Raw genomic sequence first — 25,054 nt, 5'->3', positions numbered from 1 at the left:
AACCACTCAGGAAAATTGACTGATCGATCGATTTAATTTCGATTCAAGTGTCGGGAGATCAACCTTGTTTACGCGCAGGCGGACATTCTTTTCATCCGTCCCCATCGCTTCCGACAGCAATCCGCCAAGACCTCTTGCCTTTTTGTCTACCTGAAGCAGAATCGTCACTTCATCCTTTGACTGCGTCAAAAAAGTGACTTCCAGTTCATCAAGTTTCCCCTTATATGAACCACTCACCGGCACAAACTCAAATTCCTGAACAAACGGATATTTCCCGCGTACAAGTCGTGATGCCTGCTGACATTCTACCTCACGAAGGCGGAATCCGAGCGAGCGTACCGTATTTAGTACTGCTTCGGCAATCGGCGTAGCCCGCACCTCAATGTAATCTGTATCACCTGGATCAACTGCCTGCTTAATATCAAGACCTGTTTCCACCCATATACGGGTTTTCCCTAGTGTCACTGGTGTCTCATGGGGCAGTTCAAGATCAAATTGAAATTCACGCTTCTCATCCGCACCAATTGTAAATGGTTCATTTAACTTGCGTTTAAATACGGCTGTCTGGTCGGTTACCTTTTTATCGTCCATTTCCCGCGTATATGTGGTCATCACCGACAAATAAATGGAATCAATTTGCTGCTCAACCGTGCCTCCGGTTACTTCGACCACACCACTCATAATTTCTCCCGCAGTATAACTCGCCTTTTCCAGTTTTGTATCCACCTTCGCGTTCCCTATCCCTATACTTGCAAGCACTTTATGAAATAATGCCATATTGAACCACTCCCATCAAGGTTTGTGATTCAATGTACGCACCGTTTTGAAAAAGGTTTCAAATATTTAGTTCATCCTGTTCATATTTTTCCCAGGCAGCATCAAACACAGTCATAGAGGCTATATAATCAACATCCATTTCTAAATAGCGGCTCAATGTATCATAATCATCCGCACCTTTCGGAAACGAATGATCCGCAAAAGCATGATTCGCAAACGCTGCGAGTTCATCACGGGGTGGTTCCTCTCGATATTTCATTAAATAGTGATAAAACGATTTATGCATTGTTTTCTCCTCCAAAAAAAGACCTTAAAAAAGGTCTTTAAATTCGCCGTATCCTTCCTCTTCGAGATCTTCTTTCCGAATGAAGCGAAGCGAGGCTGAGTTGATGCAGTAGCGCAAGCCTCCCGCATCACGCGGTCCGTCCGGGAAAACGTGACCCAAATGGGCATCTGCTGTTTTGCTGCGCACTTCAGTACGAATCATGCCGTGAGAGAAATCCTGCTTTTCAAGAACTTCTTCTACTTGAATAGGCTTTGTGAAGCTTGGCCATCCACATCCGGCATCGTATTTGTCTTTTGATGAAAATAACGGTTTTCCGGAAATGATATCGACATAAATACCCTCCTCAAACTCTTTCCAATATTCATTATGAAAAGGTGGTTCAGTTCCATTTTCCTGTGTAACGTTATATTGCATAGGTGTTAATTTCTTTTTTAGTTCTTCTTTATTCATTCTGCATTCCCCCAATGTTTTTGAATAAAACCTGCGCGGCCTGAGCCCGTTTGATACGCTTCATAATGAGCTTTGTTTTTCCGGTAATATTGCTGATGATACTCTTCTGCAGCATAAAATGGCTCAGCCGGTAAAATTTGAACGGCAATTGGCGCAGCAAACCGGCCGCTTTCATTGAGAGCCTGCTTTGACGCTTCCGCTTTGTCTTTCTGTTCTTCTGTTGTGTAAAAAATAGCCGGCATATATGAACGGCCCCTGTCGTAAAACTGTCCTCCAGCGTCTGTTGGGTCGATTTGCATCCAATAAACATCCACCAATTTATCATACGGGAACACATTTGGATCAAAAGTAATTTCAACCGCTTCAATGTGGCCTGTTGTACCAGAGCAAACTTCTTCATAAGTCGGATTTTCTGTGTTCCCAGCTGTGTAGCCGGAAACAACTGAGTGAATGCCAGGCTGTTCGTCAAAAGGTTTTACCATGCACCAGAAACAGCCGCCTGCAAAAATTGCTTTCTCCATTTTATCTCCTCCTATTGTGCTTCTTTTTCCGGAAGCAACACAGCAAACTGAATGTCGTCCTTTTCCAGGTTAAATGATTCGGCTTTCACACGCATGCCGTTGTCAAGTTCCATGTCAGCAAGTGATACGTATATTAGTTCTTCATTCGGCACGACACGAACCCAATCCGGAAATGCACCAGTGTTTTCAGCTGTTTTCAGCACATATGAAGCCGGCACTTCCAGCAGACCGACGCGCAGTCCTTCCTGCCGCAACACAATATTCCCGTTTTGAAGAGCTTCCGGTTCAAACGTCATGTGATAATCAATATCTGTTGAAAACACGGGGATTGAGCCGTACAATTCGACTTCATTGCCGATGTAAACATCGTAATCAAACGGCGCACTACCGGATTCTTTTTCTAAATAATAGGAAACAAGTTTATTTAATTCCGCTTTTGACGATGTTACGTGAAAGGCAGTTTCTCCTTCAATTTCCCTCATTGCCGGTTTTTCGACATCAGATGGCAAAAAAAGCAAGGCAAGGAGAGTGCCGACGGCTGCAATCACCGCAAAAAGTAATAAAAAAAAAGCCACTTTCCATTTCGTCAATTTGATCCCTCATTCGCAAAAACAATTTTTTGATTTGTCAGTCTTTCGAGCGGTGTACCGTTAATCGTATCAAATATTCGTTCCGCTATTTGTTCATAACCGAGATCATTCGGATGAAACTGGTCTTCGAAAAAAAGACCGTCACTTCCTTCTGTAAATATATTTTCAATGCTGACAAATGCCGTTTGGTCAAACTCAGCAGCAACTGCTTCACCTGTCTCGTTCCACGAGCGGACGATTTCTTCATCCTCCTCCGTTTCGACAAATATTTTGCCAAACGGATTATATATGCCGACGAGCACAATTCCTGCATCATCATTTAGATTCCGTATTTCAGTTAATATGGCATGAAGCCGTTCACCATATCCTATCTCTTCCTGCTCAAAATTCTCGATCGTTAAATTGGACCAGTTTTCTTTCATAACTTTAACGACATCGTTGCCGCCGATTGTGATCATGACGATATCTGCTTTTTCAATCTCCGCCTGTATTTCCTCTGTTTGCAGGCGTTTCAACAATTGATCCGTTCTGTTTCCTTTTTTCCCAAAATTAACGAACGATACCTCATCAATTTCATCGAGCGATTCGAGCTGCTGTTCTAAATAAGGGACATAGCCGCCAGAGTTTGTACTATCGCCTACACCTTCTGTCAGTGAATCACCGATCGATACAACATCAACATTTTGTGGTACAGGAGCGGCCGTTTCTTGTGCTCCATTTCCACACCCTGCTATTCCAACAATAAGGAAGAGACCCGCTAGTACTCTTTTCAATGCGGTCACCTCTTTTTTTCTTTATAAAATCGTATCATGCTGCAGCTTTGGTTAAAAGCAATTTGTTTACATTATATGATTATATCATGTAAAGACATTCTGCAAAGATGCTGCAGGACAGCACATCAAGCCATATACAAAAAAGTCACCGGACAAAAACCTGTCCGGTGTTTTCATCTATTTTACTTCGCCTGATACATGATACCGACCGCACCGGGACCTGCATGCGCGGAAATGATCGGTGCCGTGACACATATGTCAATATCCTTAAATCCCGTTATTTCTGTTATTTTCGCACTTAAATTTTGGGAAAATTCATGACTGTTTCGTCCGGCATGACAAATAGAAAATCGGACCAGTTCACGCCCTTTTAATTCTTCGCTAATTTGATCAACAAAAAACTTGATCCCTTTTGCATGACTTCGAACTTTTGTCACCGGAGATAATGCCCCGATGTCAAGATTTGCGATGGGCTTAATATTAAGCAATGATCCGATAAACCCCTGTGCTTTACCGATTCGGCCGCCTTTAATTAAATTCTCAAGTGTATCAACCATAATGTACAACTTCGTTTCTGATCTTACTTCTTCCAGCCGTGCCACAATTTCGTCTACTGTATTCCCGGCATCTGCCATGCGGGCCGCTTCAAGAACCTGATAGGAAAGTGCTCTTGAAATATAGCGGGAATCTACAACCGTCACATCTGATGTCGACATTTCCGCTGCCTGCTTTGCGGATTGATATGTACCGCTCATGCCGCCTGTCATATGAATTGAAATGATCTGGGTGCCATCTTTTCCGAGTTCATCATACACTTCTAGAAATTTTCCGACTGGCGGTTGCGATGTTTTTGGCATTTCTTTTGATTGATCCATTTTTATTAAAAATTCTTCCGCTGAAATTTCAACGCTGTCTAAATACGTTTTACCATCTACATAAACAGTCAGCGGTACCATCGTTATGCCCATCTTTTGCAATTCATCGCTCGTCATATCCAGCGCCGAATCTGTCACAATTTTAATTTTGCTCATTTGAAATCCCTTCTTTCTTGCCAATCCATTCTCTTCACTCATTTTACTATTCTTTAACCGTTCTTCCTACTGAATTAACGTTTTTACATAAAAAAAGAAGAAGACACAGGGCCTTCTTCCTTTTTACGATAATAGAGAACGGTCACTAAGTCCGCTGCCACCTTTAATTTTTTGAAATTCAGCAAGGAGCTTTTCAACGGTTAAATCCGATTTTGCATCTCCATCAGCCGAGAAAATAATCTGCCCTTTATCCATCATAATTAAACGGTTCCCCAAATCTAGCGCCTGCTGCATATTATGCGTGACCATCAGAGTCGTAAGCCCAAGTTTCGCCACAATCTCTTTCGTCAAATTCGTGATCAATTCCGCACGTGATGGATCAAGTGCCGCTGTATGCTCGTCGAGCAGCAAAATTTTCGGATCGGTAAAAGTGGCCATCAATAAAGATAAAGCCTGCCGCTCCCCGCCAGATAATAAGCCGACTTTCGCCTGCAGGCGGTCTTCCAAGCCTAAATGAAGCATTTCAAGCTTTTCACGGTAAAAATCACGCCGTTTTTTCGTCACACCGAAACTTAATGTGCGCTTCTTTGTCCTGTTATACGCAAGTGCCAAATTTTCTTCAATCGTCATTGTCGGTGCAGTCCCTGCCATCGGGTCCTGGAATACACGTCCAATTTTCACCGCCCGTTTGTGTTCCGCCAGTGATGTCATGTTGGCGCCATCGATCATTACCGTACCCATATCCGGAACAAGCTTTCCGGATATGACATTCATAAGCGTCGATTTTCCGGCTCCGTTACTGCCGATGACCGTCACAAAATCCCCCTGCTTCATTGACAAATTCAATTTGTTAAGGGCAATTTTCTCATCCGGTGTCCCTTCATAAAATACTTTGAAAATTTGAGTCAATTCAAGCAACAGGGCCACCTCCATCCGCGTTCAACTGTGCGAGCCGTTTTTTCTTTCGGGACGCTGCTTTTTGTTTATCAATTACTTTCGGCATAATAAGCGCAATAATCACGATAATCGCCGTAATCAGTTTCATATCGCCAGTATCCAAAAACTCGATGCGGAGTGCAAGCGTCACAATAATTCGATATAAAACCGCACCGACGACAACCGCTAGTGTCGCGCGGGCAATTTTTGAATCGCCAATCACAGCTTCCCCGATAATGACCGATGCAAGACCGATCACGATCATCCCAATCCCCATGCCTACATCGCTGAATCCATTATACTGGGCGATTAATGCGCCCGAAAACGCAACAAGCGCATTTGATAAACCAAGACCGAGAACTTTCATCCAGCCTGCATTTGCTGAAAAACTGCGAATCATTCCTTCGTTATCACCGACTGCACGCAAGCTTAATCCGACTTCCGTTTTCAAAAATAAATCCGTCACAAATTTTATAACAAGCGTTAAAACAAGCATAAATACTAGAATGCCCCATGTTGAAGGGAACCATGTGTCAATTTTTGTCATAACCGTTTCTTCTGCCAGCAGGGGCACATTCGGTTTACCCATGATTCGGAGATTAATTGAATAAAGGGCAATCATCATTAGAATCCCTGAAAGGAGCGGGTTAATCCCGCCTTTTGTATGCAAAATGCCGGTTAAACAGCCTGCCAAAAAACCGGCAAACAGCGCGGCAAACGTTGAAATAAATGGATCATATCCTGTCGTAATCATAATGGATGCAACGGCACCCCCAGTGACGAAACTGCCATCCACCGTTAAATCCGGAAAATCGAGCACCCGGAATGATATATACACGCCGAGTGCCATTATCGCGTAAATGACGCCGGATTCCACGGCGCCAAACATCGCTGTCATCATAAAAAAGTCCTCCTATATGCACGAAAAGAGCGCCTAATTAAAGGCGCACTTTTTTATTATTTTACAAACTCAGCTTCTTTTTTCCACTCTTCTTTAATCGTGATATTCATTTCTTTTGCTGCTGTCTCGTTGATAACAAGCTTCAAGTCTTGTGGTGGAAGAACTGGCAATTCACCTGCTTCTTTTTCACCTTTTAAGATTTCGGCAGCCATTTTTCCAGCTTCATAGCCAATGTCATCGTAATTAAAACCATATGCCGCAAAACCACCGCGGGCAACGGAATCTTTTTCACCGACAAACAATGGAAGGTCTTCATTATTTGCAACTTGAATAACTGACTCAAGTGCGGATACAACTGTGTTATCTGTGAAAATATAGAACATATCAACTTTTCCGATTAATGATTCAGCTGCCTGTTTCACTTCAGAAGATGTTGAAACAGTAACCGGCACCATTTTCAAGTCGTTATCTGTCAGCACTTTTTCCACTGCCTCTGCCTGCGCAACAGAATTTTGTTCACCCGCATTGTATATGACGCCTACGTTTTTGCCTTCAAACTGATCAGCCATAAATTTCACCGTGCTGGCAATGGCATCCGGATGCAAGTCCACTGTACCTGTCACGTTGCCGCCCGGATTTTCCGTATCTTTCACAAGGCCTGCCGAAACAGGATCCGTCACAGATGTAAACACAATTGGGATGTCTTTCGTTGCGTTCAATGCCGCTGTTGCACTTGGAGTTGAGTTTGCGAAGATTAAGTCTACACCGTCACTCACGAAGTTATTTGCGATCGTTTGGTTGTTATTTGGATCGCCTTGTGCGATTTGCTCATTATATTCCGCCGTAATTCCTGCTTCTTCCAACCCTTTTTTGAATCCTTCGTATGCTTTATCCAAAGATGGATGTTCCACAATCTGTGTTACCCCAATATTATACGTTTCGCCGCCGTTTTTGCCGCCTGTTTCTTTTGTTTCTTCTTCTCCGCCTCCGCAGCCTGCGAGAACCATAGCTGCAGCACCCGAGATGAGCCATCCTTTTGTCCATTTGTTCATAAAAACGCCCCCCCTGTTATACGTAAACGCTTTTCAGTAATAAAGTTATTTATATTATCTTTGAATAATAACAGAAAAGCAAGCCTTTTTCATGTAAAAAAAACCGGAAAGAATCCGGTTACGACATTTTCACCAGCTGCTTTTCAATTGTTTCTTTTACTTCGGCCGCTTTCCGTTTTAAGTCCGACTGAATGTAATCAGCCGGCATAAGCGGCGGCAAAACAGCAACATCAATTCGGGATGCCGTCAGCTTTTTTCGTCCATTCTTTTCAAACACGTCAGCGCTGCCTTTAATCGCGACAGGAACAATCGGTACTCCTGCGTCTTTCGCCATCCGAAAAGCTCCAGTCTTAAATGGTTTCAGCTCTCCGCCTTTGTTGCGCGTTCCTTCCGGAAAAATAAAGAGCGAATGTCCTTTTTCCAGTATGGCAGCCCCATCGCGAAGCATTTTTACTGCGTCTCTGCGGTCGTTACGGTTAATAAACAGGCAGTGAATTAATGACATCCATGTACTCAATAGCGGGATTTTTTTCATTTCTGTTTTCGCAACAAATCCAAAAGGCTTGTCCAAATAACCGAGCATCGCCGGCACATCAAAATCTCCCTCATGATTGCTGACAAGCATGACCGGACCATCCGGCACATGTTCTTCCCCTGATACGCATACTGTTGCTCCTGCCATTTTAATAACAGAACGGTTCCATTTTTTCACTGCCGGATGTACTATCCGGTCACGCTCTTCTGCCGGAAGTTCCGGATCAATGTTTTTATTACGGAGCATAACCGGAATTAATGCAGTTAGCGAAATAAATAAATAGAGGAAAAAAAATAATAACCGGATCATTGGCTTACCCGATGATACAGGCAAAACTCATACTTGTAAGGATTACGTTCATCAGTCAATCCTGGCGTACAGCTCCCCTTCTCAAAGTCATCCCACTGAATGGAACGGAAATATGTATCACCTTCAAACACATGATGAATGTGCGTCACATATAATCGGTCAACATGCGGCAAAAATGCCTTGAACACACCCGCTCCCCCGGTTACAAATACTTCTTCATTCTTTGCTTTATCCAATACATCTTCTACAGAATGCACAATTGTACAGCCTTCCGCTTTATACAACGGGTCACCGGTCAAAATGATATTTTCACGCCCGGGCAGCGGCCGGCCGATTGATTCATACGTTTTCCGTCCCATAACGATCGGGTGTCCAAGCGTTGTTTTTTTAAAAAATTTCAAGTCTTCCGGTAAATGCCACGGCAGACTATTGTCTTTGCCGATTAATCCATTTTCATCCTGTGCCCAAATAAATGAAATCATTGTGATTCTCCTTTTATCCTGAATAATGGGCATCAAAAACATGCCCGTTCACCCTGATTGATTCGGAACGCCAAGAATACACTCTTGATAAAGTTTTAACTTATACTGCGACAGGTGCTTTAATTGTAGGGTGAGGTTCATATCCGGTTAATGTCATATCAGACAATTCCATGTCAAACAGCGGCTTTCCTTTTGTTAGATGAAGCTGTGGAAGCGGTCTCGGATCACGTGCGAGCTGTGTTTTCACTTGCTCAAGGTGGTTTGTATAAATATGCGCATCACCCATTGTGTGCACAAATTCACCTGGTTCCAGCCCGCATTCATTTGCAATTAAATGTGTCAAAAGTGCATATCCTGCAATGTTAAATGGAATACCGAGAAATACATCACCACTCCGTTGATAAAGCTGACACGACAATTTCCCGTCTGCCACATAAAACTGAAACATCGTGTGACATGGCGGCAATGCCATTGTCGGTACGTCTTCAGGGTTCCATGCAGAAACAATCAGACGGCGGGAATCCGGTGTTTTTTTGATCATGTTGATGACATCCCCCAGCTGATCGATCGTTTCTCCCCTCGACGTTTTCCATCCTCTCCATTGACGGCCGTATACATCGCCAAGTTCACCGTATTTCGCCGCGAATGTTTCATCATCCAGCACAAGCTGTTTAAACGATTCCATCTGTTCATTGTATTGCTCCGCAAATTTTTCATCTTTTAAAGCCCTTCGGCCAAAATCGTTCATATCCGGACCCGCATACTCATCGCTTTCCACCCAGCGCTTAAACGCCCATTCATTCCAGATATTGTTGTTATGCTGTAACAAATATCGAATATTCGTGTCGCCCTTAATAAACCAAATCATTTCCGATGCAATCAATTTAAACGGCACCCGCTTCGTTGTTAATAAAGGAAAGCCATCATCTAAATTGAATCTCATTTGCCGGCCAAAGACAGAGATTGTCCCTGTTCCAGTCCGGTCATCTTTTCGATTGCCGTTTTCTAAAATATCCCTGCATAAATCAAGATATTGCTGTTCACTCCCGCTCACTGTTCCCCCTGCTTTCTATCGTTCCAAAATGAAATTTTGCCGTTTTCCGAATGTGCTGCTGAAAACCAAGTTCAGCAAAACGTTCGGAGCGAAAATGGTCTTTCAAAACTACGCGTTTTCTCGCAATGCGCTTCGCTTCATTTACCGCTTCCGTTGTTAAATCCGAATAGGATGCAAACGAACGGAGCGGCGCAATGCCATCAGAATCAATCGTTTCTTCAAACATTGGATCAAAATATACAACGTCAAACGAATTGTCCGGCACAGACTGTAAATACGTATGGTAATCCGCCGCCTTTACCTGAATCCTGCGCATCGCTTGAAGTAAATCCGCCGGTCCTTCTTCCCACTTCGACAATCCGTCTTGTACAATTTTCGCCACTGGTTCGTTTGATTCAATCGACTGTACATGCCCTTTCTCACCGACCGCAAACGATGCCGTAATGCTGTCCGCAGCCGGGCCCATCGTACAGTCTAAAAACGACATGCCAGGGCGCAAACCGGAAACTTGGACAAAAGCGTCCTGATCGCCATTCATTAGCCGCTTCACACGGAACATTGCGGACCCCGGATGGAAAAAGAACGGGGATCGTCCAGATTCATCATACAATTCCATTCTCTCTTCTGTCACAAGTAAAACCGGACATTCGTAAAAAGCAGCCAGTTTCGCGACCGACTGCTTTCCTCTTTCCACATACGGCACATTAAACGAAACCGCTTGTTGTTCTGCTCTTTTTTTTACGTCGCTGCCTGCCCGCTGTGATGTCGTAACAATCACTGACAGTGAGTATTAAACGCCGCGGTTAAATTGCCGATAATGGCACCGAGGTCGTGCCCTTCAATTTCATGACGCGGCACGAAATGAACGACTTTATTTCCTTTTAAAAGCGCCATTGATGGAGAAGATGGTTCAAATTCTGGCATCCATGCCCTCATTGCCGCTGTGGCTTCACGGTCTTGTCCGGCAAAAACGGTGACTAGGCGATCCGGGGCATGTTCGTTCATTGACGCCTGTACGGCTGCCGGACGGGCAAGACCCGCCGCACAACCACATACTGAATTAATAACGACAAGTGTTGTTCCTTCAGCATGTTCCATAAATTCATTTACTTCTTCTTCCGTTGTCAATTCCAGAAAACCGGCATTTGTAAGCTCAGCCCGCATTGGCACAACCATCTGTTTCATATATTCTTCATATGCGTTCATTCAATATTCCTCCTTTTTATTTACGCGCTTCTGTCATCTGCTTCCAAACAGAACCCTTTGCTTCTTCTCCGCCTTCAATACGTTCAATTGCCATCAACACTTGCATCTTCACTTCGAATTCTGGATCGTCAGCCGCTTCTTTTAATGCCGGCAGAGCGGCATCATCGGCTGTTTCATATAAAAACATTGCCGCGCGCCAGCGGACAATTTTGCTTTTATCTTTTAGTGCATGAATCATTTCCGGCACTGCTTCTGCAAAGCCAAGATCTGACAAACAATCCCCAGCGGTCCGTCGAACGGTTACAACCGGATCTTTTAATGCTTTATACAGCACAGGTAAAATACGCGTATCTTGAATCATGCCGGCATACACAACTGCCAGACGACGAATCGCCGCTTTTTCATCGTTTAATGCTGCATCTAAGAGGGGCATATCAGACAGTTCTGGATCAGGCATCTGCTCCAGCATTTGATATCGTTTTCGCCAATCAGATTCTGAAATCCATTCGTTTACATCCGGCTTCGTACCATGTTCCTTATGCTGGATAAGAGGGCCGCCTTTTCCCGCAGCTTCAACGATACGATCAATACGTTCTTTTGGATATGCTGCCATGACTTCTTCCAAAAGTTCCGGGGCAATCTCGTCCAGTTCACCGTAACGTATTCCGAACTCCTGCCATTTTCGCTCTAAAATATAATTATCTCCATCAGCGGCTAGTTTTCTGAATGCTTCCTGGCAATAATCAGGCAATGCCAACCGTTTTTCCTCTTCCGCAGAGACCAGCTTTAATTGAAGAGGCACCCCTTTGTATACTTGGATAAACGTTTCGACTTCGCCGAAATGGTCAAGCTCCAGTCCTGACACAGCTGATTCTTCTTCTCCTTCACCGAACGCCGCTCGTACTTTCGGCAAAATTTCCTGCCAGTCATAGCGCCCATTTCGTTCAAGCGCAATAAAATCCGCTACGTGATACACGCCTTTAACGCCTTCAATTGCCAGAATTGCCTTGATGACATCCGGAGCTCCGTCTGCTGATTCTAAATTATAGTTTGTGCTTTTACCTGCTGCCAGTTCTTCGTCCAAAATAACTTTCATCGTATTCGGACTCGGCGTCGGTTCTATTTTTAAAATCTTCATGGTGGACTCCTCCTCCCTTTGTAAAAAAACCGCCCGTACCGCGGACGGGTTATTCTTTATTTCGCATCTGTATTTCTTTTAGCGCTGTCATACGCGCCGGATCCTCTTCAAAAAATTCCATTAAATCCGCAATACGGTTAATTGAATCCCAGCTTAAATGATGCTCAATTCCTTCAACATCATTGTAAACGTGCTCTTCTTTCACCCCGATCACCGACAAAAACCGTTCGAGCAGATCGTGACGTTCGACTAAACGCCGGCCAACTTTCTGGCCTTTTGCCGTCAATACTAGCCCACGGTACCGCTCATACACGAGGTATTCATCTTTATCAAGCTTCTGAACCATTTTCGTCACAGAAGACGGGTGGACAGACAGCGCCTCAGCGATATCCGATACACGCGCATAGCCTTTCGTATCAATCAGCAAATAAATCTGTTCTATGTAATCCTCCATACTCGGTGTCGGCATGTGGATACCCCCTGACATTACTCATCATTAAAATTCTACTATAAGAGCGCAGTGCGGACAAGGAAAAAGCCGGAACAGGTCCGGCTTATGATAACTTATCTCCATACTGCTTTAACTTTTCACCAACTGTGCATTCGGTAATACAAAATTTATGAGCAGCAAGCTTGCCTTTTTCTTTCCGCAGCGCTGCTTTAACGAGACAGTCATTGCAATACGTATTTAATAAATCCTCCACTTCAAGCAATAGCTCAATTCGGCTCAACGTCCCTTTCCACCTTTCCATTATGTCCCGATTTCAGTGTGACTGTGTATATCCACTCCATCAATCGCCTGACGGGCAAGCTGGTCAGCCTCTTTATTGTGCCTTCTATCGATCGGTTTGTAAAGTGGCTTGATTTTCATTTCGGAAAATTTTTCCTCTATACGCACAAGCCAGCGGGCATGAGCCTCCTCATAACACGGCCATTCACCGCTGAGCTGGTTCAATACAGTGAGCGAGTCGCCTGATATTGTAACAGGCTGACTGCTTACTCCTATTTCTTTTAGGATATTCACCGCGAATGAAAGCGCCGCATATTCTGCCTCGTTATTCGTCTCCAGCTCATCCATGGGCGCGTTTTCACGTATGCGGTATCGTTTTCCGCTTTTGGTGTAATAAATAGCCGCGCCGACTCCTGCCTGCCCTGATTCCACGTCAAAACTTCCATCAAATAAAACAGTTATTTTTTCCGGCTCTTCATCCATTTTCTGATTTAGTTTTTTAAATTCTTTCAGCGTCCATTCATTCCCTATCTCATCTACAACTGATATTTCTTTTGCACGTCCTGTTTTCAAGAGGTCATCCGCTGTTTTGAGAACGATATCCCTATCCACAGGCTCTGATTCAAATGTCATCTGAACGCCTTTAAAGCTATATACAAAACGAATTGTCATTTGCATTTCGAACCCTCCGTCCAATAAAATAGAGGCAAGATTGGGGGAAATAATTATGTTTGAAGTATACACAGACGGCGCATCTACTGGTGATCCAGGTTTAGCCGGAGCCGGCATCGTCATTCGCCATGACGGAAAAACAGAGCGGTTTTCCATTCCACTCGGAGAATGTGATACACATGAAGCAGAATTTACCGCAGTGATTAAAGCTCTTGAAATATGCAAACAAATGGGGGCGGGAACAGTTTCACTTCGCAGTGATTCACAAACCGTTGTCGCAGCAATTGAAAAGGAATATATACATAAAGAACGTTATAAACCACTGCTGCAGACGATTTTAACGTTAGCAGAAGAGTTTCCCCTTTTTTTTGTAAAATGGATACCATCCAAACAAAATAAAGCAGATCATGAAGCAAAAAAAGCAATACGGGAAAACCGGTAAACAAGCCGGTTTTCTTCTCTATCTTATTTACCTTATTTATCTTCAAAATAACAGTAAATATGCATTCTGTTAATGTTTTATGACGGAACGCGGCGGTCTTAAACCGTTTATCGTTCAATTCTGCCGCGTTCCTGCGGAATATTTTTTATAAAATATATGCCGGCCGGGTACTATATAAGAGTAAATGGATCTTGCGTGATAAATCCAGTATGCCGGGCGAATCGGGAAAGACCTGTCATGCCATTTGCAGAGATGAAATTGTTCGCTTTTTCATCTGCACCTGTATACAGTGCGGCATCAAGCGACCAGTTAAGCGGGACGTCACAATGTATGGCGGCCAGCTTTTCAGACAATCTAAGCATCTCTACGCCGTCCAATATTTTTTTTCTGACAGAGGGAGTTAGTTCATCCAGTCCGTTCATAACACCATCAATTGTATCGAATTGCTGAATCAGTTTAAGCGCAGTTTTTTCACCGATTCCCTTTACACCCGGATAACCGTCTGCTGTATCACCCATTAATGCTTTGACATAATGAAACTGCGCCGGTTCAATGCCGTACTCTTCGATAAATATTTGTTGATCGTACGTTTTCCAATTGCCGTAACCCGTCTGCAAGAGCCATACGAAATTCGTACCGTTTAACAGCTGAAGCAAATCGCGGTCGCCTGTTAAAATATAGGTCTCTATCCCATTTGCAAGCTTTGAAATAGTACCGATGCAGTCATCCGCTTCAAAGCCCTTCACACCGGCATTATTCAGGGAAAAGGCTTCTGTCGCCTCACGTGCAAGTTCAAACTGCGGGATAAGTTCTGTCGGGGGAGCGGGGCGGTGCGCTTTGTATGAATCAAACATCTCAGTCCGGAACGTGTCTTTTCCCATGTCCCAGCAAATAGTTATATGTGTCGGCTTTATTTTTTCCGCTGCCGCAAATAAATGACGGATTAATCCATGCACTGCGTTCGTCGGAATTTGGTGCTCGTTATACATAAACCGCCCTGATGGAGCTGTTTGAAAAAAAGATCGGAATAATAGGGCCATTCCGTCGACAAGAAGCAATCGTTTAGTTTCCATGGAGGTCATGTCCTTCTGTTTCAATCGGTCGTGTTTCATCACTTGACCACTCGCTGTAGCTGCCCGGATATAGTTTTACATTCTGAAAGCCTGCCATTTTCAATGCAATTATATTTGGTGTGGCCGAGACGCCGGACCCACAATAGACAATGACTGGCTCATCTTTTTGAATGTTTTCAAAACGTGCTTCCTGCTGTGCTGCCGCTTTCCACTTCGTTCCATCCAATCCTTCAGCAAAAAAGCGGTTAATAGCGCCTGGAATATGACCGGGAACACGATCAAGGGGTTCTGTTTCACCAAGGTATCGTTCTGGCGCGCGCGAATCAATTAATAGACTGGTTCCTTTTTCAGACGCTTCTTTTACGTCTTCAATTGTTGCCGCCATCTCATTTTGTATATTCATCTGATAAGTCGTGCTTTGTCTTATTGGACGTTCTGTTGTAACGGGATACCCTTTTTCTGTCCACTCCGTAAACCCGCCGTCTAGTATAAATGCGTTTTCGTGGCCCGCATATTTAAGAAGCCACCATAGCCGGCCAGCAAACATGGACACGCCGTCATCATAAGCCACGACAATTGAGTCATTTGACACGCCACGGCTTTCTAAAAACGCCTTCCAGACTTGTACATCTGGCAATGGATGACGGCCGCCTTTGCCTTTTTGTCCTGATAAATGGTGGTCAAGATGCGCGTAAGCCGCATTCGGAATATGGCTTTTTTCATAAAGCCTCGCACCCTCTACTGGATTCGCCAGATTGAAACGGCAGTCAAAGATGATAATGTTTTTTTCATCTAAGCGTTCGTAAAGCCATTTAGTTGATACGATCATGTTTATCTTCTTCCTTTTCAATTAATTTCTTAACGTTTTCTTTCGGATCCCAGCAATTAAACCGGTAGCCCGGATTCGTTTCGAATCCGAGCCGGCGGCATGTATACTTCATTTTTCCTGCCGTTTTCAGCGCCTGAAAATGACGGCATGTTGCACATGCGTGAAAACGAGTATTAAGATGCTGATTTGATGTCATTAAGAATCAATTCCCATTCCTCAATGTTTTCGCTATGATCGAGGACATCAAGCCAGGCTGTAAACTGTTCATTCACATCAAGATAAACAGCTTCTTTTACTTCTTCAGTACCTTTTTCAATTAACCCAAATGCACTTTTTTGCAATGTTTCTTTTTGAGAGGCTAAATACGTATCCGCCATGCCTTCAAAAATTGTCTGAAGTTCCTGCATCATGATCTGTTTTTCATTTTTTTCAAAAAATGATCGTGCATTTTTAAAGAGCGAAAGCGCCTTTACAAAAGGCTCGCGCGATGCATCAGTAAACGCTGTTTCAAATTCAGGTACAGCGAGTTTTGGTGCGTCTTGATCGGACAGCAGCAATTCCGGTTCAATCAATGCCGCTTTATTTGTCAGACGCAATTGCTTTTCTTGAATCAGTTTCACACCATGATTTTCCACACGAATTGATGTCGCCCGCATTTCCTGTGCCAGGTCATATCCGACTGACTCAAGCAGTTCATCCAGCGATTTCTGGAGCTGCTGTTTCACGTCTGAATGTCCGCTTAACGTCGCAGGGTTAAAAGATTCTTTAAAAAAGTCCGAGAACCGATAAAAAACGCGCTGTTTAATGTAATACACAAGTTCATCCAGTTCCTGCGCCATCCGCTTCTTCTCAACATCTGTCTGTTCTGAATCGATTGCGGTTTTCATCCGGCTCCATTTCTCTTCCAGTTCCGCTTTTTTCTGTGTTCGATTGTCCCGGTTGTCTTTCGCCGTTTCAATTAATTTTTCAAGCTGCATAACGCCCCGCTCGAATTCCGCTTCTGCGGACTGAACCGCCATGGATGCGAGGTCATTTGATAAAAATTTGCTGAATGGCTCTTTAAATTGTTTCATGCCGGACAGCGGATAATCCCACTCTCCGCGGGATGCTTCTTCTACTGCGAGCATACTGGATACACCATGCAAACGCGGGAAACGGATGCCGTATTGAAGCAGCTGATCGCGCACATACGCCTTCACTTCATTTAGTTCATCCTCATTTGCCGCAAGGTCAATAGCATTAATAATGAAAAACATTTTATCAAGCTCAAACGCATCTTTCACACGACCGAGCTGGATCAAAAATTCGCGATCCGCTTTAGAAAACGCATGATTGTAATACGTGACAAATAAAATCGCATCGGAATTTTTAATGTATTCAAACGCAACACCTGTATGCCTGGCATTGATAGAATCTGCTCCAGGCGTATCCACCAGTGTAATGCCAAGACGGGTAAAATCGCAATCGTAATATAAATCAATCGAATCAACAAAACAACTTTTCTGCTCATTCGCGACATACTCTTTAAACGTATTCAAATCGACATTAATCGTTTCACCGGACTGTCCTTTGTAATCCTGATAACCGGCATGAAACGCACGCAGAAACGATAAATGTATTTTTTCTTTTCCTTCTCCTTCATTTACTGAAAGAACATCAGGAACTGCATCAAATGCATCATCGAGAGACCCTGCATGACGCCCGAAAAGACTGAGAGACGAGTTAACGTCCGCCAGCATCATTACACTTGATTTCAAATGGACATCTGCTGTCCGGTGTTCTTTCCCGTCTGCTACCGGGTGAATGCGGTTTACAGCAGCAGTCGTCGGATTCGGGGATACCGGCAGCACTTTTTCTCCTAAAAGTGCATTGGCAAATGATGATTTCCCTGCAGAAAACGCGCCGAACAGGGCAATCGTATACGTTCGATTTGCAAGCCGGTCTGCTTTTTGTATTGCACCATCAATAAACCTGCCAAATCCGGGTACTCCTTCAAGACGTGCTGCGAGATTACGCAGCTTTTTTACGGTCATTTCTGGATCTTCCGCTTTTTCTGTCTCATGAGGAGCTTCTTCTTCAAAAAATTGCTCTTCTTTCCGCACTTCTTCCATTTCTTGCTGACCTGTAAAGATGGCTACATTTTGAGATTCTATCTGCCATCTCTCAATCAGTTCATCCATAAGCGGCGGCATATCAGGATCCTCGATTTGCAGTGAGTGATTTAGTTCTATCTCACGTGCGTTTCGTTCTGATTCGAGCAATGCAAGCTCTTTTTTTGCTGATAAACGCTTCTTCCAGATTCGATGATCCTCGGCAAACTTTTTAAATTCTCCCTCGAACTGGCCTGTCAATATCGGTGCCGCTTCTTCTTTCCATTCTTCCGATACAGTACGGGCACGCCGTTTAATTAGACTCGCAACATCTTCACAATAATTCAAAACAGCATCGCCCGTTACACCGGCACCTGGTTTTACAGCATCCGTAATAACAGTCAAATCAACTGGTACAGTCAGTTCTTCAGCCCGTAAGGCCAGCGACGGATCATCCAGCCCGCTCTCTTTCAGCCATGATGCCGTCACCTGCCGCACATGCCATTCCAAGTGCGCTTCCGTCTGCTTTTGTAGGTCTGCCAGCAAGGTTTTCAGACGGTTTTCCCGCTCCTCATCTGTTTTCTTTTTCGCAAATAACACGCCTACTTTAAAGTCGGGACGGGTCGATTCTAGATAGCTGCGGGCAAGCTCACGTGTAGAAGCTGGCATTAAAATGGCGTTTTTTAACACATCATCACGTTTTTGTTCATACTGTTTCAGCCAAAACTCGGGATCACGCTTTTCCATTTCCTTTCGCAAAACTGCTTCCTTTTCTTCAATCGATTGATTACCCGCTTCGGATATGACTGCTTCAAATGCCGTTTTCTTTTCTTTCTGCTGCTCTGAAAGCCATTCCATATGTTCATGGACAAGTCGGTTCATCATCGTTTGCGCTGACTGCTCAGATAGCATTTCCCTATTCGCCATGCTGTCGTGAATAAGCTGTTTCACTTCATCAAAATCGTTATATGGCAAATCCCGATTGCGCAAGCTTGTAAAGAAAAACGCTTCCGGTTCTACATTCCAAGTCGAAAATGATTCGTATACAGACTGTCGAAATGCATCAAACGACAACTCTTCTTGTTTATGCTTATCAATCTGGTTGATAATTAAATAGAGTTTTACCCCATGTGACAGCAATTCTTTCGTATAAATAAAATTCAATTCTGACTGAACATGATTATAATCCATTACGTAAAAAACCATGTCAGCTAAATGAAGTGCGGATTCCGTGGAAATGCGGTGTGCATCATCAGTGGAATCTACACCCGGTGTATCCATTACAGTCACATCAGCTGGCAAATTAGATCCGGCATGTCCAATTTCAATCGATGCGACTTCATCGCCATCTTTCGCAAACCTTTTTACATGCGCGATGTCATATGGCGCGTTAAACACGAGCGGACGGCCATTATGATAATTGATCTGTGCGAAGTCTTTCTCTGCTGGTTTTATTTTAACGAGATTTGCACTCGTCGGAATCGGACTTGACGGCAAAAGCGCCTCTCCCGTTAATTCGTTGATCATTGTTGATTTCCCGGCAGAAAAGTGGCCGCAAAACGCCACAATAAATTCATTGTCATGCATCTTCCGCAAAAAGAGTGCTGCTTTATCGGCACGTTCTGTATCTTTATTATGTATAAATTGTTCATATAAATGTGCTGTGCGCGCACGGATGGTTTCCATCGTGCGACTTGCTGTCGACGTTTCCATAATTATTCCATCCCTTCGATGAGACACCTGTTTTCATTATTGTAAACGATTTTTCATAAATAAAAAAGGATACAATGAAACGTATGCTCACCACGTTTCATTGTATCCTGTTTATTTATTATTTTTTTAACAATGGCGTGCCTGATTGGTTTGCCGTACGATCCAGAACATATTTCATAACCCCGCCATACGTTAATACTGTCACCGATACAAACAACCAGATCATTTTTGAACGCCTTCTTTCTTTAATTGATAATGATTTTCATCCTTAATGATATATTACCACCCATTTTCTTGTTTGACAACAAAAAAAAGATGCCTGAATCAGCATCTTACTCAATATTTAATACTAACCTGAATTCTCCGGTATCCTGAAAAATAATCGGCATTTCAATCGCTTCTTTAAATCCGGAAATTTTCGAGTCACCAACAATAATTGTCGGTGGGGTTATATCGATTGTAATCCCTTTAGCAAACAAGTTCGAACCCATATTGCCCGCGATCATATTCACGACTTCCCCTGCAAAGGATTCAACCATTTCTCCTTCGATCGGCATGCCAAACATTTTTGTTCCCAAGTTTGAAAATGCATCTGCCGGTCCATCTAAAATAACACGGCCTGGCAGGTCCCCGGTAATTCCGATGAAGACACCAATCGCGTGATGATGAAACGAGCCAGTTAATAAGGAAGGACGGCCGACCTGGGCTTCCACTGGAATCACCGTCCGGATGGATTCAATTGTGCAATTTAAAATTTCTTTAATGACGGTATTTTTATCTTGTTGTGTATTTTCCATTATGCCCTCCATTTTTCTTTTTATTTTACAGCAAAAAATACCATTTGTCAGTACATTTTACTATATCTTTTGTACCAAAAAAAACCTTTGAAGCTGCTATGCTTCAAAGACTTCAAGTTTTAGAGTTCGATCCATTCTTTTCCTTTTTATTCAGTTCGGCGAGGCGGGCGTTTACCCCAATATTGATAGTAATCGCAGCGAATAAAGCCGTTAAATAGCTTTCGCTTCTTTGTCGCTGGTTTTCCATATACCTCTTCAAACTGTTCGTAGGACGTGAGCATGTAAATGGACCATGTATTTAAAGGCTCAAAAGCTCGGCCAAGCTCTGAATACAATTTTTCGACAGCCGGACGGTCACTTAAGCGCTCACCGTAAGGCGGATTTCCTACGATGACACCATATTCCTTATCTGTTATAAACTCTTCTGCATTACCGGGACGGAATTTTATTAAATCACCGAGTCCTGCCTCAAACGCATTGCTGCTGGCAATATTAATCATATTCGGATCCTTATCAAGCCCTTCTATATCAAGCGGCTGGTCGTAATTCGCTTTATCTTCTGCTTCCATGCGGGCATCATCCCAAACCTTTTCTCCTGTCCATGGCCATTGTTCCGAAATAAAATCACGGTTAAACCCAGGTGCAATGTTTTGCCCGATTAGCGCAGCTTCAATTGGAATGGTACCAGACCCACAAAACGGATCCACAAACGGTTTATCCGGATACCAGTTGGTTAGCTGCACCAACGCTGCCGCAAGTGTTTCTTTTAGAGGTGCTTCTCCCTGCGCAGTGCGGTACCCCCGCTTATGCAAGCCTGCACCACTCGTATCGAGGGTAATGGTCACTTTATCTTTTAACAGCGCGACTTCAAGCGGAAAAAGAGCGCCTGTTTCCGGCAGCCATGTTTCCAGCTTATAGGCCCTCTTTAATCGTTCAGCAATGGCTTTCTTCACGATCGCCTGACAGTCAGATACACTGAACAAGGTTGATTTGACCGATTTCCCCTGTACCGGGAACGATGCATCCTTCGGTAAAAACTGTTCCCATTCAATTGCTTTCGTTTTTTCAAACAGCTCATCAAACGTTCTTGCATAAAATTCAGCTGCCACGACCTTCACACGGTCCGCAGTACGAAGCCACATATTGCAGCGGGCAATGGCCGCGTCATCTCCTTCAAAATATACTTTCCCGTTTTCCGTCCGCGGTGCATAACCAAGTTCCTTTATTTCTTTTGCAACAAGAGCCTCCAGGCCCATAGCGGCGGTCGCAATTAATGTATACGTCATAACGCCCTCTTTTCATGTTTCATTCGTTTTGTTAAGTTTTATTTTAACCTATTTTTCATATTCATTCACAATATTCATTGGCAAATCTACTTTTAAATAGAACAAAAGCCCTCCTGAAAAGGAGAGCCGTGTGTCGTGTTTTATACCCTGAATAACGTTCTGTAAGCCATGTTTTGTTCCATCGTACTACAAACGGCCAGGGTATGGCCTCGTACTCCGGCGGCAATCATCTATCTGCAAGAAGCAGTTGCTTCCGCCTTTCCATTCGTTCAGTTCCGTCTGGAAAGTGCCCCTACCAAAATTTGGGTTGCTCACTCACGGGGTTTACCTCGTTCCACCTTTACTATTTCTAATAAAGCTCCGTCACTGTGGCACTTTCAAAGTAGTCACACCATATCCAAAAGGACGTAGGTGTTTTCCTTGCCGTCAGCTTGATAAGCTGCCCTGGCTTATGGTTTCGCCAGGCGTGATCACTACAGGCATCTCAGCACTGTGCGAGCATGGACTTTCCTCTGCAGTAAAAATACTGCAGCGATTACCCGAACGCTATTCATTTACCGTTCTTTATTATAAGAGAAAAACGTCTTTTGCGCAATGGTAGATTATTCTTTATGAAGACGATCCCCAAACACATGACGCTCTAAATTCGAAAGACGTTTCAAAATATCAAAGTTGGTCGATCCCGTTGCCGGCTGCTGCGCACGAATAGGCGGCTCAGGCTGCCGCTGCCGGGAGGCGATGGAACTGTTCTCTTTTTTCAAGCGGAGATTTTCCTGCTGTAATTCTTCTATCGCCTGCTGAAAGACATCGTAATCTTTAATGATTAGATCTAAAAATTGATCCACTTCATCTGGATTATATCCGCGCATGGAGGTTTTAAATTCTTTTTCTAAAATATCTTTACCTGTCAATTTAATTTTATCTGATAACATTGCCTTGCACCCACCTTCATCGAATCCTGTTTTCATACATTAATTGTTTCAAAAACAGGGTTGTTTGTCAATTGGAAAGCAGGAAGCGTATAGGCTTTTTCCAGTTTTACAAAAAAGCGTAAAAACTATCTTTTAAATTCGTCAAAACAAACGGTGTTAATCCAACAAACACGAAAAATAGAAGAAAAATTGCCCGATACAAGCCGTCATTCACCCCAAAGTTATATAGATTTTCTGTGTTAAATTCCCATTCATTATTTTACTTTGTTTACAGAAAAATTACAACAAGATGACATTAATTTTCGTTAAAAATCGACATTTTTCTTTTCAATCGTGTTAACCGGTGTTCCACCTCTCTTTTTTTCACTGAATCATTTGTCAGTTCTAATGCCTGTTCCGCTGCTTCTATTGCTTGTCCAACCTGCTTCCACCTGTGTTCATACAGTTTGGCTAATTCAATCGCGGCATCGAAAGCTCTGGTGCTTTTTGACTTGCTGACGCGCTCTAATAATGAAGCAGCTTCACTGTATGATTTTTCTCGCTTCAACTGTATTGCTAGTCTGTAAGCTGCATCATTTGAAATTTCGCCTTCGCCACGTTTGACCGACGTCTCAAACGCGGTGCGTGCTGCCGCATGATTTCCAGAGGATTCAAACCATTTCGCTATTTCAAATGCGGTACGGTCATCACTTCGGAGTGATTCATCTAACACAAGCCGGCTAATATGGGTGTACAGTGTAATTAAGCTGAGAATATCACGCTCATTATGCTTCATTACCTGCAGCACACCTTCTGGATCCCCACGCTCTACGTAATCAAAGTAAATAATTGGCGCAAGATGCCCCGGCACATCACCCGTTCGTTCAATGCCAAGAATATTTTTTTCCACATTGACGAGCTTGACCGAATCCATTGTATGCTTGAATAAACGACGTGATGCATGATACAAATCAAAATGGCCAAATGAAGGCAACGACGGCACCCGTTCACGTACAAAAGTATGGCGTGATTTTACCTGCGGCCAATCAAAGGATTTTCCATTATATGTTACCAGTGTTGTGTAATCTGTTTCCTTCAAAAATTTTGCATAAAGCGCTGTTTCATTTCCAGGCGATGGAAGAAAATATTGATTTACGGTTACGCGGCTGCCGTTTAAACGGGCCGTTCCAAGCAGAAAAATAACACTTCCTGTCCCGCTCAGACCTGTCGTTTCAATATCGAAAAAAAACAAATCTGACGGTAAAAAACCTTTCGCTGACAACGGGTGATTGCCGTTAAACGCCGCCCAGTCATGAATGGTTTTTTCCGCATCTGCAAATGTATAATGACCATGCTTATATTCAAGTGAATAATTCATTTCCCTTGTAATGCAATATTCATCTTCAAAATGAAATAACTTTGCTCCTGCTGCTTCCCATGCATCCCAGCAGCGGATTTTTTTGTCAGGTTTCACAATGGGTTCTAGTTTCTCTTCACGTACAATATGCTTTTTCATCCGCTGAAGTTTTTTTGCCATACTCACGGCTGTTCACCTGCAAATAAACGAAGAACTTTTTTCGCATCGCTTTTTACATGATCAGCAAAAACATCTGTGCCAGTGCAGGAAGGACAGCCATTTTCACAAGGGCAGTCGTCAATGATATCAATCGCCGCGTCAATCACTGCAGACATGTTTTTATAAAGATGTTCCGCAAGACCTATGCCTCCCGCATAATGATCGTACATAAAAACGGTCGGCTGCTCGTTATGTTCCGCTTTTAATTTCGGTACGACATGAAGATCTTTCGGGTCACACATCGCATAAAGGGGTGCAACTGATTGAATGGCATTCGATGCACCAATCAATCCCTGCTCAATTCGATCTTCCGCCCAATCGTGCAGCCCTTCATTTATTGTCATCCAAGCGGCATTCGTATGAATTTCTACTTCCGGCAGATGAATTGGTCCTGAACCGATATTATCATGCGTTTCAAATTTTATCTTTTTAAAAATCGTCGCCATTGCATGGACCGCTACATCACCGTAATGATAAGAGGCAAAGCCAGAAGCTTTTTCTTTATCTTCTTCAAGCACCTGCAGCTGGACAGCTAAATTTGCATCTGTAAAATAATCGACATCAACTTCCCTTACGTACGCTTTTTTCTCTTCCCAGTCCAGCTCCTCTACTTGATATTGAATGCCTTGGTGCAAATAAATCGCTTCTTCATGGAGTAACGTCATCGCGCTGAAACGGTCCATTTCACCGATTACTCTTCGATTGGCCGTTTCAGATAAATCAATGATAACGACATTTTCTTGTGAAGCGGAACGCAGACTAATGTTATGAGCAGGAAACTGATCGCTCATCCAGTGAAACTTCCCATTCAACTCTTTTAGAACACGCTCATCCACCATAAACTCCAGCACATCTTCTATGTCAATTCCGCCGAACGTCTCTCCTCGTTTAAAC

General features: G+C 43.5%; 29 protein-coding genes and 1 other RNA gene. 1 reads left to right on the top strand and 29 read right to left on the bottom strand.

Translation table 11 applies throughout. From position 1 onward, the window contains the following. Positions 1–6: 6 nt before the first annotated feature. From BTO28_RS16135 to BTO28_RS16045, 19 genes are all read right to left on the bottom strand, one after another. A complete protein-coding gene (locus BTO28_RS16135; RefSeq protein WP_076768185.1) occupies positions 7–777 on the bottom strand; it encodes a sporulation protein in 771 nt (256 codons plus the stop codon). Positions 778–835: 58 nt separating this feature from the next. Continuing rightward, positions 836–1,063, bottom strand: a complete 228-nt coding sequence (locus BTO28_RS16130; protein ID WP_076768183.1) for a YozE family protein — start codon at positions 1,061–1,063, stop codon at positions 836–838. Between the two features lie 24 nt (positions 1,064–1,087). Then, a complete protein-coding gene (gene msrB, locus BTO28_RS16125) occupies positions 1,088–1,513 on the bottom strand; it encodes a peptide-methionine (R)-S-oxide reductase MsrB (protein WP_076768181.1) in 426 nt (141 codons plus the stop codon). Then, complete coding sequence (msrA, locus tag BTO28_RS16120; protein WP_076768179.1) at positions 1,510–2,034, bottom strand: peptide-methionine (S)-S-oxide reductase MsrA; 525 nt, start codon at positions 2,032–2,034, stop codon at positions 1,510–1,512. The genes msrB and msrA overlap by 4 nt, the downstream gene beginning before the upstream one ends. Positions 2,035–2,045: 11 nt before the next feature. Beyond that, the gene (locus BTO28_RS16115; RefSeq protein WP_076768177.1) at positions 2,046–2,624 is read right to left on the bottom strand and encodes a YpmS family protein; all 579 of its coding nucleotides are present in this window, start codon (positions 2,622–2,624) and stop codon (positions 2,046–2,048) included. Next, the gene (locus tag BTO28_RS16110; RefSeq protein WP_233129905.1) at positions 2,621–3,406 is read right to left on the bottom strand and encodes an SGNH/GDSL hydrolase family protein; all 786 of its coding nucleotides are present in this window, start codon (positions 3,404–3,406) and stop codon (positions 2,621–2,623) included. Before BTO28_RS16110 ends, BTO28_RS16115 begins: the two co-directional genes overlap by 4 nt. Before the next feature lie 173 nt (positions 3,407–3,579). Then, a complete protein-coding gene (locus tag BTO28_RS16105; RefSeq protein WP_076768173.1) occupies positions 3,580–4,428 on the bottom strand; it encodes a DegV family protein in 849 nt (282 codons plus the stop codon). A gap of 123 nt (positions 4,429–4,551) precedes the next feature. Further along, positions 4,552–5,346: an ABC transporter ATP-binding protein gene (locus tag BTO28_RS16100; RefSeq protein WP_076768171.1), complete on the bottom strand. Its 795-nt coding sequence runs from the start codon at positions 5,344–5,346 to the stop codon at positions 4,552–4,554. Further along, on the bottom strand, positions 5,339–6,265 hold the full coding sequence (locus BTO28_RS16095; RefSeq protein ID WP_076768169.1) for an ABC transporter permease: 927 nt from the start codon (positions 6,263–6,265) through the stop codon (positions 5,339–5,341). The genes BTO28_RS16100 and BTO28_RS16095 overlap by 8 nt, the downstream gene beginning before the upstream one ends. Before the next feature lie 56 nt (positions 6,266–6,321). After that, entirely contained in the window at positions 6,322–7,317 is a 996-nt protein-coding gene (locus BTO28_RS16090) for an ABC transporter substrate-binding protein (protein WP_076768167.1), read from the bottom strand. 118 nt (positions 7,318–7,435) lie between these two features. Continuing rightward, positions 7,436–8,161 carry a lysophospholipid acyltransferase family protein gene (locus tag BTO28_RS16085; RefSeq protein WP_076768165.1) on the bottom strand — a complete coding sequence of 242 codons (726 nt, stop codon included), beginning with the start codon at positions 8,159–8,161 and terminating at the stop codon, positions 7,436–7,438. Next, complete coding sequence (locus tag BTO28_RS16080; RefSeq protein WP_076768163.1) at positions 8,158–8,643, bottom strand: dihydrofolate reductase; 486 nt, start codon at positions 8,641–8,643, stop codon at positions 8,158–8,160. Before BTO28_RS16080 ends, BTO28_RS16085 begins: the two co-directional genes overlap by 4 nt. 100 nt (positions 8,644–8,743) lie before the next feature. After that, positions 8,744–9,697 carry a thymidylate synthase gene (locus BTO28_RS16075; protein ID WP_076768161.1) on the bottom strand — a complete coding sequence of 318 codons (954 nt, stop codon included), beginning with the start codon at positions 9,695–9,697 and terminating at the stop codon, positions 8,744–8,746. Further along, positions 9,684–10,475, bottom strand: coding sequence for a class I SAM-dependent methyltransferase (locus tag BTO28_RS16070; RefSeq protein WP_076768160.1), 792 nt, complete (start codon positions 10,473–10,475; stop codon positions 9,684–9,686). Before BTO28_RS16070 ends, BTO28_RS16075 begins: the two co-directional genes overlap by 14 nt. Then, positions 10,472–10,903 (bottom strand): BrxA/BrxB family bacilliredoxin, encoded by a 432-nt coding sequence (locus BTO28_RS16065; protein ID WP_076768158.1) that lies wholly within the window; start codon positions 10,901–10,903, stop codon positions 10,472–10,474. The genes BTO28_RS16070 and BTO28_RS16065 overlap by 4 nt, the downstream gene beginning before the upstream one ends. A 16-nt stretch (positions 10,904–10,919) precedes the next feature. Further along, complete coding sequence (locus tag BTO28_RS16060) at positions 10,920–12,041, bottom strand: conserved virulence factor C family protein (protein WP_076768156.1); 1,122 nt, start codon at positions 12,039–12,041, stop codon at positions 10,920–10,922. A gap of 49 nt (positions 12,042–12,090) precedes the next feature. Continuing rightward, positions 12,091–12,510: a transcriptional regulator MntR gene (gene mntR / locus BTO28_RS16055; protein ID WP_076768154.1), complete on the bottom strand. Its 420-nt coding sequence runs from the start codon at positions 12,508–12,510 to the stop codon at positions 12,091–12,093. Between the two features lie 85 nt (positions 12,511–12,595). After that, complete coding sequence (locus tag BTO28_RS16050; protein WP_076768152.1) at positions 12,596–12,772, bottom strand: zinc-finger domain-containing protein; 177 nt, start codon at positions 12,770–12,772, stop codon at positions 12,596–12,598. Positions 12,773–12,792: 20 nt separating this feature from the next. After that, a complete protein-coding gene (locus tag BTO28_RS16045) occupies positions 12,793–13,449 on the bottom strand; it encodes a reverse transcriptase-like protein (protein ID WP_076768150.1) in 657 nt (218 codons plus the stop codon). A gap of 49 nt (positions 13,450–13,498) precedes the next feature. Between BTO28_RS16045 and BTO28_RS16040 the strand changes: the two genes are divergently transcribed. Beyond that, entirely contained in the window at positions 13,499–13,885 is a 387-nt protein-coding gene (locus BTO28_RS16040; RefSeq protein WP_076768149.1) for a ribonuclease HI family protein, read from the top strand. A gap of 170 nt (positions 13,886–14,055) precedes the next feature. On the opposite strand, the gene BTO28_RS16035 is transcribed toward BTO28_RS16040, so the two are convergent. From BTO28_RS16035 to BTO28_RS15990, 10 genes are all read right to left on the bottom strand, one after another. Further along, positions 14,056–14,958 carry a 5'-3' exonuclease gene (locus tag BTO28_RS16035; RefSeq protein WP_095532698.1) on the bottom strand — a complete coding sequence of 301 codons (903 nt, stop codon included), beginning with the start codon at positions 14,956–14,958 and terminating at the stop codon, positions 14,056–14,058. Further along, entirely contained in the window at positions 14,948–15,787 is an 840-nt protein-coding gene (locus tag BTO28_RS16030; protein WP_076768145.1) for a sulfurtransferase, read from the bottom strand. Before BTO28_RS16030 ends, BTO28_RS16035 begins: the two co-directional genes overlap by 11 nt. Then, the gene (locus tag BTO28_RS16025) at positions 15,771–15,983 is read right to left on the bottom strand and encodes a hypothetical protein (RefSeq protein ID WP_076768143.1); all 213 of its coding nucleotides are present in this window, start codon (positions 15,981–15,983) and stop codon (positions 15,771–15,773) included. The genes BTO28_RS16030 and BTO28_RS16025 overlap by 17 nt, the downstream gene beginning before the upstream one ends. Beyond that, positions 15,961–19,590: a dynamin family protein gene (locus BTO28_RS16020; protein WP_083711713.1), complete on the bottom strand. Its 3,630-nt coding sequence runs from the start codon at positions 19,588–19,590 to the stop codon at positions 15,961–15,963. The genes BTO28_RS16025 and BTO28_RS16020 overlap by 23 nt, the downstream gene beginning before the upstream one ends. 332 nt (positions 19,591–19,922) lie before the next feature. After that, entirely contained in the window at positions 19,923–20,387 is a 465-nt protein-coding gene (locus BTO28_RS16015; protein ID WP_076768142.1) for a chemotaxis protein CheX, read from the bottom strand. Positions 20,388–20,533: 146 nt separating this feature from the next. After that, on the bottom strand, positions 20,534–21,673 hold the full coding sequence (locus BTO28_RS16010) for a THUMP domain-containing class I SAM-dependent RNA methyltransferase (protein WP_076768140.1): 1,140 nt from the start codon (positions 21,671–21,673) through the stop codon (positions 20,534–20,536). A 157-nt stretch (positions 21,674–21,830) separates the two neighbouring features. After that, positions 21,831–22,220: RNase P RNA component class B (gene rnpB / locus BTO28_RS16005), an RNA gene on the bottom strand. A gap of 55 nt (positions 22,221–22,275) precedes the next feature. After that, complete coding sequence (gene gpsB, locus BTO28_RS16000) at positions 22,276–22,605, bottom strand: cell division regulator GpsB (RefSeq protein ID WP_076768138.1); 330 nt, start codon at positions 22,603–22,605, stop codon at positions 22,276–22,278. Positions 22,606–22,900: 295 nt separating this feature from the next. Continuing rightward, on the bottom strand, positions 22,901–24,121 hold the full coding sequence (locus BTO28_RS15995) for a ribonuclease H-like domain-containing protein (RefSeq protein WP_233129906.1): 1,221 nt from the start codon (positions 24,119–24,121) through the stop codon (positions 22,901–22,903). 2 nt (positions 24,122–24,123) lie between these two features. Next, a partial coding sequence (locus BTO28_RS15990; protein ID WP_144289502.1) for a Zn-binding domain-containing protein occupies positions 24,124–25,054 on the bottom strand: 931 nt, incomplete at its 5' end.

Source organism: Domibacillus epiphyticus (genome assembly GCF_001975785.1).
GTDB lineage: Bacteria > Bacillota > Bacilli > Bacillales > Domibacillaceae > Domibacillus > Domibacillus epiphyticus.
The sequence above is the reverse complement of the archived record's forward strand: the minus strand, read 5'-3'. Positions and strand labels throughout refer to the sequence as shown.